An 11,659-nucleotide genomic window follows, 5' to 3' on the forward strand; every position below is an offset into this window, starting at 1 on the left:
GCGCTCTACTCGGCGTTTCGCGCAAGACCACGCTCGACGTATTCGAACGGCTGCTCGCCGAAGGCTATCTGAACTCGCGGCGCGGCTCGGGCACTTTCGTGGCGCAGACGCTCGAACGCCTGCCCGCGGGCGAGCACGGTCATCCGAATCCGCAGATACGCGCGGCCACCGCGGCGATCACTTCCACGCGTACCGGCAAGGCGCCGCGCGGGGCGCGCAGGCGCAAGCCGAGGCGCTGCACGGTTCGTTGCCGCGCCTCGATACGCGGCTCGCCTGCGATTTCGCGGGCGGTGTCACCGACAAGTCGCGCTTTCCCTTCGACGTCTGGCGGCGCTGCATCAACGATGCGCTGCGCGTGCAGGCGCGCGGTTTCGGCATGTATCGCGATCCGGCGGGCGAGGAGAAGCTGCGCCTTGCGGTCTCGCGCTATCGCGCTTTCAACCGCGCGGTGCAGGGCATCTGGCAAGACGTGATTGTCACGCAGGGCGCGCAGCAGGCGCTCGATCTGCTCGCGCGCATCATCTTTGCCGCATTGGGCGCGAAGGTCGTGCCGGTGCCGGTGGATCACGACGGGCTCGTCGTCGCGCGGCTGCCGAAAGCGGCGCGGCTCGTGTACGTGCTCGACGCTGCCGCGGTGGCGCAGGCCGCGCGCCGCGCGTCGATCGGCCTGCATCCGCTCGCGCCGTTTCATCTCGAAGCGCCTGTGCAGAGCGGTTTTCTTTTCGGTTACGGTGGGGTCGACGCCGAGCGTATCGACGCCGCGCTGACATCGCTCGCCACGCTGCTGCGCACGCTTTGACTGCATTTTGCCGTCGCGGCGACACCGGCATGGCAGCCGAAATCGCGAGAAAACGCCATACGTGTGGCGCTTTCCTGTCGAACGCGCCGTGCGCTGCGCCCCACCGAAGCGTATCGTCCGTCGGTGATCCGGCTGCGCCAGGTGCACGTTTACCCCTGTAAACAGGCGTCAAAATGTGTTCGAGAGTCAGCGCTGCGCAACAAAATCGTAACGACAATGCAAAAGCTTCACGCAAAACGCTTGCGCGTATGTAGAATCCGCCGTTGAAGCACGTGCATTCCGCAGTGCTTCTTCGATTCACTGACCAACACTGGTAGGAGAAACATGCCGACTTCCGCAAAGAAAGTGGCCGCAAAAAAGGCAGCTGCCCCGGCCAAGAAGGTTGCCGCAAAGAAAGCGCCCGCCACCAAGACGGCCGCAGCTAAGAAGGTCGCCGTGAAGGCGTCCGGCGTACCGACGCCGATCAAGGACACCTTCACGAAGGCCTCGCTGGCTACCCACGTCGCTGAACGTGCAGGCGTCGAGCCGAAGGCTGCCAAGGCCGTGCTCGCCGCGCTGGAAGACACGATCCTCGGTTCGGTCCACAAGAAGGGCGCTGGCGAATTCACGCTGTCGGGCCTTCTGAAGATCGTCGTCCAGGCCGTGCCGGCGAAGAAGAAGCGCTTCGGCAAGGATCCGTTCACGGGTGAAGAGCGCTGGTTCCCGGCGAAGCCCGCATCGGTCCGCATCAAGGCGCGCGCCCTGAAGAAGCTGAAGGACGCAGCAGCAGCCTGATTGCGCTGATTGCGCTTGAAGCCGCGACCTTCGGGTAGCGGTTACCTGTCAGTACCAAAAAATCCCCGTTGGCGTCGAGCTCACGGGGATTTTTCATTTGGTGCGTGCAATGCGCACAGAACATGCATATCTATGCTCTGATGTTATGGTCAGGTATCCGGTATGATGTCCCTGTGTTAGAGGCATCAGTGTCATTCATGTCGTACGAAAACGATGTCGTAGACCCGCTAATTTAAATTTCCATAGCATAGTGTTATGCAGGCAACCGACCTCAGTTTGCGGCAGGTGGAAGCGTTTCGCGCGCTGATGCACTGGGGTACCGTCACGCGCGCGGCACAGGCGCTCGGCATTTCTCAGCCTGCGGTGAGCCGTTTGCTTGCCGACTTCGAAGCCAGGATGGGGTTCGCGCTTTTCGAGCGGCGCCAGGGGCGTTTGCTGCCGACCGTCGAGGCCCATACGCTGCAAGATGAAGTCGAGCGCGCGTTCTTCGGCTTCGAGCGCGTGGCTCAGGCGGCCGCGCAGATTCGCGCACAACGGCGCGGGGTCGTGCGCGTTGCCGCTTCAGCGGATCTTTGCGCCGACTTCCTGCCGCGCGTGGCCGCCGCGTTTGCAAGCGAGCACGAAGGCGTCGATTTCGAACTGCTGACTGGCGAAGCCGCCGGGATTGCCGAGCGCGTGGCGGCGCAACGCTGCGATCTCGGTTTCGTCGCGCAAGCCGTCGCGCATCCTGGCGCGCGTCTCGAGTATCTGGGTGAATGGCCGCTGCGCTGCATCGTGCCGCGCGGACACCGGCTTGCGCGCAAACGCGTGATTCATGCGCAAGACTGCGCGGGCGAACGCTTCATTTCGTTTGCCGCGGCGAGCGAGGCGCGCCTCTCCATCGACCGGCTCTTTGCCGAATGCGGGGTGGTGCGCGAGCCCGGCGTCGAAGCGGCGCTCGCGCAATCGGTCGTGGCGATAGTGGAAGCGGGGATGGGCATCGCGCTCGTCGACGCGCTGACCGCCCAGCACGCGAGCGCACGGGTGAGCGTGAAACGCTTCACGCCCACGCTGTCGAGCGCGCTCCATGTCGTGCGCGGAGCGCAGCGCGCGGCGACGGCGCTCAGCGACGCGTTCGTGTGGCACGCCGCAGCCGCGCTGGCGCGGCTGCGTTGAGCCTTTCGCTCGTGTAAAAGGCGTGTAAACGGCGCAAGTCACGACTTTGCGTGAACACGCCCTTGGGGGATTGCTCCTAAAACCCGGCGGCCATAAAAAAACCAGCCAGGGCTTGCGCCCGAGGCTGGTTTGTGCAGCGTGTCGTTTTCAGCTGCGTGGTCTCGCTCGCTTCGCCGGAATGGCTCGTCAGCCAGTTCCGGCGCCGGGCCGGAGCCCGGTGTAAAGCGTTGCTTAGAACTTGTGGCGGATGCCCAGGCTGACGATTTCCTGCGAGCTCGACGACGAGTTGAAGCTGTACGAGCCGATTGCTGCGCCAGCCGTCGTCGTCGTGCCGTCCGCGTTGCGCTGCGTGCCGTTGGCGTGCTGGTAAGCCGCAACAGCGTACAGGTCGGTACGCTTCGACAGGTTGTAGTCCGCGCCGAGCGAAACCTGGTTGTACGTGTTCGACGTGTCGCCCGAGCCGTGCGTCCAGGTGTAGCCGAGGCCGAGCAACAGGGCCGGGTTCAGCTGGTAGCCGACGAAGCCACCCGCGACGTTGAAACGCTGGTTCGAAGCGAACAACGAAGCGCTGTCGCGACGCATCTGAACGTTGCTGTAACGGCCGCTGAACGTGAACGGACCAGCGACGTATTGCGCTGCAATCGAAGCGATACCGACCGAACTCGCCGTGTTGTAGCCAGCGGTGATCTGGTTGTCGCCGAACATCGAGTCCGACGTTGCGGTCGACGACCAGCCGGTGCGGGCAACTGCCGACGCTGAGTTGTCCATGCGGAAGTAGCCGCCGGCAATGTTGAACGAGCCGATGCCGTACGTAGCCGCTGCGCCCCAGCTCTGACCCGAGCCCGTTGCGCCAGCCACGCCGCCCAGCGCGTACATGCCTTCGAACTGGAAGCCCTGGATGTTCGGCGAGACGTACTTGATGGCGCTGTTCGTACGCGAGCTGTTGTCGTTGTTGTCGACGTCACCCGGCGTCGTGAACGTGCTGCCGAAGTAGTTGTCGGCGGTCAGCGGCTGGACCATGTCGACCAGCGGATCGTACTGGCGGCCGAGCGTGACCGTACCGTATTGATCGTGCGTCACGCCGACGTATGCCTGACGGCCGAACATCTTGCTGCCTTGGCCGAGCTTGCCGTTGTTGATGTCAAAGCCGTTTTCCAATTGGAAAATCGCCTTCATGCCGCCGCCCAGATCTTCCGTGCCCTTCAGGCCCCAGCGGTTGCCCGACAGGTTGCCGCCAGCGAGGCCCCAGAAATTCTTGTTCCCTGCTGCGCCGCCGACCGGGCCGGTGTTGTGCGCGAACTGGATCGATTCGTCGATCACACCATAGAGGGTCACGCTGTTCTGAGCGTGTGCGGTGCCTGCTGCGGCCAAGAGGGCCAGCGAGAGGGTCGAGAGAGCGACTCGTTTCATTCTGTTTTCTCCACGCAGAAATTGTGTAGTTGTTGCGCGTTGGAGAATAACGCAGCAGGCCAGGCGACCTGAACTGAAAAAATAAAGATTGTCGCGAAAACCTGACACCGGCCAGAATCCCTTGTCAGGCGGGAACTCCGTCCATTATGCCGTTTCAAGAAATATTGGATTGTTGATCGAGCATTATTGTTGGTTTTGATAAAAGTTCCGTAAACAGCCGTTATTTTTGCGCCTTGTTGCGACCTTTGGTAGCAGCCTTAATTGGCGCGGCGGCATGGGGGTGGCGGCGCCTGCCGGCGGTTGTCATGGCGAGCGCCGCGCTCGCGACGAACAGCACCGAACCCCACGGATGGCGCTTCACATAGCGGTCGGCGGCGGCGACCGTGCGGCCCGCGTGAACCAGCGTGAGCGCGGCCGCGTAGGTGGCGCTGTCTTCCATGCGCACGACCGAACGGCGGATATGCAATCCCGATTTCAGCCTCCCGAACGGGCCACCATGCGCGCTCGCGCGCCGAATCGCGCCGAGCGGGGTTTCCGATAGTGTCGATTTGTCTGCCGAAACAGCTGCCGCCAGGGCCGCAGGCATTGCCGGGGCGGCTGCGCCGCCGTTTCCGATCGGCACGGCCTGCGGCGCCGACGCAGCGGGGCGGTCCGCACGCTTCGTGTCGTGCCGCGCGACGATGGTGGAGGCGGCGAGCACCGAGGCCAGCTTGGCGCGGCTGCCGGGCGGCGTTTCCTCGAGGAAACCCCACGCGCCGCGCGGATCGTGCATACGCCCGCGCGCGGCCGAGAATTCCGCGCCCAGCAGGAGCACGGCCGCTGAAAAATAGAGCCACATGAGCAGCACCGCGAGAGAGCCGGCGGCGCCGAAGGCCGTTGCCATGCCCGCGTGCGCGAGATAGAGCGCGAACAACTTCTTGCCCGCCGAGAACAGCACCGCCGCGACGACGCCGCCCACCATCGCGTCGCGCCAGCGCACGTCGGCGTCTGGCAGGAAGCGCAGCAGGGCGCCGAAGGCGACGGCCAGCACTACGAGGCCCACGGCAAGCTGCATCAGGTTGCCGATGATCACATAAGGGGAATTGCCCCAGATCCACTGACCGACGAACGTAATAGCCGTGTCGAGCACGAGCGAGACGATCAGCAGGAACGCGACGCCCAGCACGAGGCTGAACGAAATGAGCCGCACGCGCACGAGCGCCATCACGCTGGAGGGACGCTGCCCGTCCGGCGGCCAGACGATGTTCAGCGCGGAATTGAGCGAGGAGAAGGTTGCGGACGCGCCGATCACGAGCAGGGCGAGCGAGATGATCGCCGCGACGCCGCCCTTGCCGCCCGCCCGATGCGCGTTCTGCACGATGGTGGTGATGCCCGCGGCCGCGTCGTCGCCGAGCACGTTGTGGACCTGGCGGAAGAGTTCGCCGCGCGCGGCATCGACGCCGTAGAACCAGCCCGCCACGGCAATCACCATCACGAGCGTCGGCGCGAGCGAAAACGCCGAATAGAACGCGATGCTCGCCGCGAGCGACGGGCAGCGATTGGCGATGAACTGGCGCAACGCGCCCACCACCCACGACGCTTCCTTGCGTGCGGCGGACTGCAGTCGTTCGGTGGAAAGCGTTGACATGATGGTGCGCCCCGCGGTGGTGCTTCAGTGGTTCGTTTTCGTCACAAAGATGGTTCATTCGCCATTCGATATTAGCAAGCGCGGTTCCCGGGCGAGCTCGCGCTGTACGCGCGTAACGCTCGCGAGCATCCAGCGCGATCCGTCTCCCAAAACGTCTTATACTGAAAAAACCCACAATCAAGCCGAGGACGAATCATGCTGCAGATGTCCCGGCGCCAGTTCCTCAAGGTCACGGCAACATCGCTGGCGGGTTCCAGCCTCGCGTTGATGGGTTTCGCGCCCGACAACGCACTTGCCGAGGTCCGACAATACAAACTGGCGCGCACCACTGAAACCCGCAATACCTGCCCGTACTGCTCGGTTGGCTGCGGGATCCTCATGTACGGTCTCGGCGATGGCGCGAAGAATGCTACGACGAGCATCATCCATATCGAGGGCGATCCCGATCACCCCGTCAATCGCGGCACGCTGTGCCCGAAGGGCGCGAGTCTGATCGATTTCATTCATAGCGAGAGCCGCCTCAAGTATCCCGAGTACCGGGCGGCCGGCTCGAATGAGTGGAAGCGCATTTCGTGGGATGACGCGCTCGACCGGATCGCGAAGCTGTTGAAGGAAGATCGCGACGCGAACTTCGTCGAGAAGACCGCCGACGGCAAGACCGTGAACCGCTGGTTGACCACGGGCATGCTGGCCGCATCGGCAGGCAGCAACGAAGTCGGCTATCTCACGCACAAAGTGGCCCGCAGCATGGGCCTGCTCGCATTCGACAACCAGGCGCGTGTCTGACACGGCCCGACGGTGGCAGGTCTTGCCCCGACGTTTGGCCGTGGAGCGATGACGAACCATTGGGTCGACATTCGCAATGCGGACGTGATTCTGGTGATGGGCGGCAATGCGGCCGAGGCGCATCCGTGCGGCTTCAAGTGGGTCACGGAGGCAAAGGCGCACCGCGGTGCACGGCTCATCGTGGTGGATCCGCGCTTCACGCGCACCGCATCGGTCGCGGACTTCTACGCGCCGATCCGCACCGGCACGGACGTCGCGTTCCTCGGCGCGGTGATCAACTATTTGCTCACCAACGACAAGATCCAGCACGAGTACGTGAAGAACTACACGGACTTCTCGTTCATCGTGCGCGAAGACTACGCGTTCAACGACGGCATTTTTTCGGGCTACGATCCGCAAAAGCATTCGTACCCGGACAAGTCGTCGTGGAACTACGAGCTCGGCGACGACGGCTTCGTGAAGACCGACGACACGCTGCAGAATCCGCGCTGCGTGTACCAGCTGCTCAAGCAGCATTACTCGCGCTACACGCCGGAAATGGTCGAGAAAGTGTGCGGCACGCCGAAGGACAAATTCCTCAAGGTGTGCGAAATGCTCGCGACCACCGCCGTGCCGGGCCGCGCGGGCACGATCCTGTATGCGCTCGGCTGGACCCATCATTCGATCGGCTCGCAGAATATTCGCACCGGCGCGATGGTGCAGCTCCTGCTCGGCAACATCGGCATTGCGGGCGGCGGCATGAACGCGCTGCGCGGCCACTCGAACATCCAGGGGCTGACGGACCTCGGGCTCATGTCGAACCTGCTCACGGGTTACATGACGCTGCCGTCCGAAGCGGAGCAGGACTACGACGACTACATCAAGAAGCGCGCGTCGCAGCCCATGCGGCCGAACCAGCTCAGTTACTGGCAGCATTACGGCGCGTTCTTCGTGAGCTTCATGAAGTCGTGGTGGGGCGACGCGGCGACGAAGGACAACAACTGGGGCTACGACTGGCTGCCCAAGCTCGACAAGCCGTACGACCTGCTGCAGACCATCGAGCTGATGAATCAGGGCAAGGTCAACGGCTATATCTGCCAGGGCTTCAATGTCCTCGCTTCTTCCCCGAACAAGGCCAAGACCGTCTCGGCGCTCAGCAAGCTCAAGTGGCTCGTGATCATGGACCCGCTCGCCATCGAGACTGCCGAGTTCTGGAAGAAGTACGGCGACTATAACGATGTCGATCCGACTTCGATTCAAACCGAAGTGTTCCGTTTGCCCACCACGTGCTTTGCGGAAGAAAACGGCTCGCTCGTGAGTTCGAGCCGTGTGCTCCAGTGGCACTGGAAGGGTGCGGAGCCGCCGGGCGAGGCGAAGAGCGACCTCGAGATCATGTCGGGCCTGTTCCTGCGCGTACGCGCCGCGTATCAGAAGGACGGCGGCAAGCTGCCCGATCCGATCGTCAAGCTCGACTGGCCGTATTCGGATCCCGCGAGCCCCACGCCGGAGGAACTGGCGAGGGAGTACAACGGCCGCGCGCTCGCCGACCAGACCGATACGAAAGATCCGACCAAGGTGCTCGTGAAGAAGGGCGAGCAGCTCTCGGCGTTCGCGCAGTTGAAGGACGATGGCACGACCGCGAGCGGCTGCTGGATTTTCTGCGGCGCGTGGACCCAGGCGGGCAACCAGATGGGTCGCCGCGACAATGACGACCCCACGGGTATCGGGCAGACGCTCAACTGGGCCTGGGCGTGGCCGGCGAACCGGCGCGTGCTGTACAACCGTGCCTCGTGCGACGTGGCGGGCAAGCCGTTCGATCCCACCCGCAAGCTGATTGCCTGGAACGGCAGCGCATGGAGGGGTGCGGACATACCCGACTTCAAAGCTGATGAGGCACCCGATCAGGGCATGGGTCCGTTCATCATGAACCCCGAGGGCGTGGCGCGTTTCTTCGCCCGCGACGGCATGAACGAAGGTCCGTTCCCTGAGCATTACGAACCGTTCGAGAATCCGCTCGGCTATAACCCGTTCCATCCGAACAACCCGCTCGCCACGAGCAATCCGGCGGCGCGCGTGTTCCCCGACGACCGCAAGACGTTTGGAACCGCGCAGCAGTTCCCGCATGTGGCGACCACATACCGGCTTACCGAACACTTCCACTTCTGGACGAAACACGCTCGGCTGAACGCGATCATTCAGCCGCAGCAGTTCGTCGAGATCGGCGAGGCGCTCGCGAAGGAGGTGGGCGTGGCGGCGGGCGAGCGCGTGAAGGTGTCGAGCAATCGCGGCTATCTGATCGCGGTGGCGGTCGTCACCAAGCGCATCAAGCCGTTGACCATCGAGGGCAAGACCGTGCATCAGGTTGGCGTACCGCTGCACTGGGGCTTCAAGGGGCTCACGCACCCGGGCTATCTGACGAATACACTCACGCCACCCGTGGGCGACGGCAATTCGCAGACGCCCGAGTTCAAGTCGTTCCTCGTGAAGGTCGAAAAGGCATAAGGGGCGACGACATGGCATGGCAATCACTTGACGTCAAACGCCTCTCCGCGACTACCTCGGAGCCACCCGGCGTGCGCGAGCCGGTGACTGGCACGGTCGCGAAGCTCATCGATGTTTCCAAATGCATCGGCTGCAAGGCGTGTCAGACCGCGTGCATGGAGTGGAACGATCTGCGTGACGAAATCGGTATCAATACGGGCGTCTACGACAATCCGCACGATCTGACCGAGCACTCGTGGACCGTGATGCGCTTCACGGAATACGAGAACTCGCAGGGCAACCTCGAATGGCTGATCCGCAAGGACGGCTGCATGCATTGCGAGGACCCGGGCTGTTTGAAGGCGTGTCCCTCGCCGGGCGCGATCGTGCAATATACAAATGGCATCGTCGACTTCCACCAGGAAAACTGCATCGGCTGCGGCAATTGCATTACCGGCTGCCCGTTCAATATTCCTCGCATGTCGAGCGAACGCCGCGTCTACAAATGCACGCTCTGCTCGGACCGCGTGGCCGTGGGACAGGAGCCCGCGTGCGTGAAGACCTGCCCGACCGGTGCGATCGTTTTCGGCACCAAGGAAGACATGAAGCAGCACGCGGCCGAGCGCATCGTGGACCTCAAGGAGCGCGGCTTCGAGAACGCCGGGCTTTATGATCCGCCGGGCGTGAGCGGCACGCACGTGATGTACGTGCTGCATCACGCGGACCGGCCGTCGCTCTATGCCGGACTGCCCCAGGATCCGCACATCAGCCCGATGGTGCGGATCTGGAAGGGCGTGGCCAAGCCGATTGGGCTCGCCATCATGGCGCTCACCGCACTGGCCGGTTTCTTCCATTACACGCGGGTCGGCCCGAACGAAGTGACGGCTGAAGACGAAGCCGCGGCGCGCGAAGAGGCGCGGCGCATGCGTGGCGAACCACCGGAGGAGCGCGGCGATGAAAGACGATGAACCGCAACTGATCGAGCGCTATACGCCCAACGAGCGCAGCAACCACTGGATCACCGCAATCTGCTTCATCCTGCTCGCGCTCTCGGGCCTCGCGATGTTTCACCCGGCCATGGCATTTTTGTACGCGGTGCTCGGCGGTGGCCAGTGGACGCGCATTCTGCACCCGTTCATCGGCGTGGTGATGTTCGTCTCGTTCCTGATCCTTGCGCTGCGCTTCTGGCATCACAACTATCTGGACAAGGACGACATCCAGTGGATGAAACAGATGGGCGACGTGCTCAACAACCGCGAAGACAGGCTGCCCGAGATCGGTCGCTACAATGCGGGCCAGAAGCTGTTATTCTTTGTGATGGTGGTTTGCCTCGTGCTGTTGCTCTTGAGCGGCATCGTGATCTGGCGGCGATATTTTTCGGTCTACTTTCCGATCGAAATTATCCGGCTCTCAGCGTTGGTGCATGCGGTAGCGGCATTCGTGTTGATCTGCGGCATCATCATTCATATTTATGCGGCCATATGGGTGAAGGGGTCGATCGGCGCGATGACGCGCGGTTACGTCACCTGGGGCTGGGCGAGAAAGCATCACCCGCGCTGGTTCCGCGAGAGCATCAAGTAACGCACAGGCTGCGCGTCGCCTGCCGCGCCGTTTGGCGAAGGCAGTGGCGGCGCGAGCGGCAAACCGCCGGCGCCCGCAAGGGCACGGCGGTTTTTTCTTCGTGAAGCCGTTCTGGAGTCGACCCGTCGTGACGCAACGCATTCTCGACCCGCAGCAAATCGAATCGCTCGATCCTTCGGCCATTCCGCGCATTCGTCTGCCCGAACGGGTCGCCTTTTTCAGTACGCGCGCCGTGCGCCTGCGGCATCTCGCGGACCACAATCCCATTGGCGGCTACGTGCGGCTCATGGCGGCGCTCGTCGACGCGCAGCAGGAGGCGCTAGAACATTGCAGCGCCTCCATGCCTTCGCGTGAAGCGATTACGAACGCGCAGCATCACTCCATGCCGATCCTGCCGGCGCTTTCGGGCGAGCGTGATCCGCAATGGCGCGCCGTGCTATCGCGTCTTGCCGATCGGGTCGAAGCGGCAGGAGCGGTTGGGCCTGCGCTCGCGAAAGTGCTGGGCGACCTGCGCGCCATGAACGAAGGGCAACTCGATGCCCAGGCCGATGCGGTTCTCGCCCAGCGCTACACCGAAGTCGCGCCCGCCACCGCGCCGTTCATCATGGCCGCGCTGCAGGTGGTGTGGACCGACCTCGCGAGCCGCATCGACGTACGCGACGTGCCCTATGTCGACGCACCAGGTGCGTGCCCCGTGTGCGGATCGCCGCCTGTTGCCAGCATCGTGCGCATTGGCGGCGTGTATCAGGGCTACCGGTTTGCGCAATGCGGCCTGTGCGGCACCGAGGCTCACGTGGTGCGCGTGAAGTGCACGAACTGCGATTCGACCAAGGGCATTGCGTATCACGGCATCGAAGGCGGCAATGCCGCACTCAAGGCCGAATCGTGCGACGAATGCCATACGTACCGCAAGATCGGCTATCAGGAGAAGGACCTCGATTTCGAGCCGCTCGCGGACGACCTGGCGAGCCTCACGCTCGATCTGCTGATGAGCGACGCGGGCTACCGTCGCGCGAGCCCGAATCCGTTGCTATGGCCCGAAGTGCCGGGCGACCAGTAAGGAGCCG

At 63.5% G+C, this 11,659-nt stretch carries 9 protein-coding genes and 1 pseudogene; 7 read left to right on the forward strand and 3 right to left on the reverse strand.

Annotated elements, in window-relative coordinates:
* Positions 1-5: 5 nt before the first annotated feature.
* The gene (locus tag AB4Y36_RS34725; protein ID WP_368685376.1) at positions 6-143 is read right to left on the reverse strand and encodes a hypothetical protein; all 138 of its coding nucleotides are present in this window, start codon (positions 141-143) and stop codon (positions 6-8) included.
* Between the two features lie 134 nt (positions 144-277).
* Between AB4Y36_RS34725 and AB4Y36_RS34730 the strand changes: the two are divergent.
* From AB4Y36_RS34730 to AB4Y36_RS34740, 3 genes and pseudogenes are all read left to right on the forward strand, one after another.
* Positions 278-799 (forward strand): annotated as a pseudogene (locus tag AB4Y36_RS34730) (hypothetical protein); the annotation flags it as partial.
* Positions 800-1,123: 324 nt separating this feature from the next.
* Positions 1,124-1,573, forward strand: coding sequence for an HU family DNA-binding protein (locus tag AB4Y36_RS34735; RefSeq protein ID WP_069266248.1), 450 nt, complete (start codon positions 1,124-1,126; stop codon positions 1,571-1,573).
* 255 nt (positions 1,574-1,828) lie between these two features.
* Complete coding sequence (locus AB4Y36_RS34740) at positions 1,829-2,728, forward strand: LysR substrate-binding domain-containing protein (protein ID WP_368602878.1); 900 nt, start codon at positions 1,829-1,831, stop codon at positions 2,726-2,728.
* 231 nt (positions 2,729-2,959) lie between these two features.
* Here AB4Y36_RS34740 and AB4Y36_RS34745 read toward each other — a convergent pair whose 3' ends face one another.
* Complete coding sequence (locus AB4Y36_RS34745) at positions 2,960-4,138, reverse strand: porin (RefSeq protein WP_368685377.1); 1,179 nt, start codon at positions 4,136-4,138, stop codon at positions 2,960-2,962.
* A 220-nt stretch (positions 4,139-4,358) separates the two neighbouring features.
* On the reverse strand, positions 4,359-5,765 hold the full coding sequence (locus AB4Y36_RS34750) for a YihY/virulence factor BrkB family protein (protein WP_342946437.1): 1,407 nt from the start codon (positions 5,763-5,765) through the stop codon (positions 4,359-4,361).
* Positions 5,766-5,960: 195 nt separating this feature from the next.
* On the opposite strand from AB4Y36_RS34750, the gene fdnG reads away from it, so the two are divergent.
* The 4 genes from fdnG (at position 5,961) to fdhE (ending at position 11,652) form a co-directional block, all read left to right on the forward strand.
* Complete coding sequence (gene fdnG, locus AB4Y36_RS34755; protein WP_368685378.1) at positions 5,961-9,032, forward strand: formate dehydrogenase-N subunit alpha; 3,072 nt, start codon at positions 5,961-5,963, stop codon at positions 9,030-9,032.
* 11 nt (positions 9,033-9,043) lie between these two features.
* On the forward strand, positions 9,044-9,979 hold the full coding sequence (fdxH, locus tag AB4Y36_RS34760; protein WP_069266253.1) for a formate dehydrogenase subunit beta: 936 nt from the start codon (positions 9,044-9,046) through the stop codon (positions 9,977-9,979).
* On the forward strand, positions 9,966-10,592 hold the full coding sequence (locus tag AB4Y36_RS34765; RefSeq protein ID WP_069266254.1) for a formate dehydrogenase subunit gamma: 627 nt from the start codon (positions 9,966-9,968) through the stop codon (positions 10,590-10,592). The genes fdxH and AB4Y36_RS34765 overlap by 14 nt, the downstream gene beginning before the upstream one ends.
* A gap of 127 nt (positions 10,593-10,719) precedes the next feature.
* Complete coding sequence (fdhE, locus tag AB4Y36_RS34770) at positions 10,720-11,652, forward strand: formate dehydrogenase accessory protein FdhE (protein WP_368685379.1); 933 nt, start codon at positions 10,720-10,722, stop codon at positions 11,650-11,652.
* Positions 11,653-11,659 lie beyond the last annotated feature (7 nt).

This window comes from Paraburkholderia sp. BR10936 (assembly GCF_040965735.1).
Taxonomy (GTDB): Bacteria; Pseudomonadota; Gammaproteobacteria; order Burkholderiales; family Burkholderiaceae; genus Paraburkholderia; species Paraburkholderia nodosa_A.

Bases quoted from the DNA above. Each gene is read 5' to 3' on its own strand.
- AB4Y36_RS34725 (WP_368685376.1), bottom strand. From the start codon at position 143: ATGACCGTGCTCGCCCGCGGGCAGGCGTTCGAGCGTCTGCGCCACGAA.
- AB4Y36_RS34735 (WP_069266248.1), top strand. From the start codon at position 1,124: ATGCCGACTTCCGCAAAGAAAGTGGCCGCAAAAAAGGCAGCTGCCCCG.
- AB4Y36_RS34740 (WP_368602878.1), top strand. From the start codon at position 1,829: ATGCAGGCAACCGACCTCAGTTTGCGGCAGGTGGAAGCGTTTCGCGCG.
- AB4Y36_RS34745 (WP_368685377.1), bottom strand. From the start codon at position 4,138: ATGAAACGAGTCGCTCTCTCGACCCTCTCGCTGGCCCTCTTGGCCGCA.
- AB4Y36_RS34750 (WP_342946437.1), bottom strand. From the start codon at position 5,765: ATGTCAACGCTTTCCACCGAACGACTGCAGTCCGCCGCACGCAAGGAA.
- fdxH (WP_069266253.1), top strand. From the start codon at position 9,044: ATGGCATGGCAATCACTTGACGTCAAACGCCTCTCCGCGACTACCTCG.
- AB4Y36_RS34765 (WP_069266254.1), top strand. From the start codon at position 9,966: ATGAAAGACGATGAACCGCAACTGATCGAGCGCTATACGCCCAACGAG.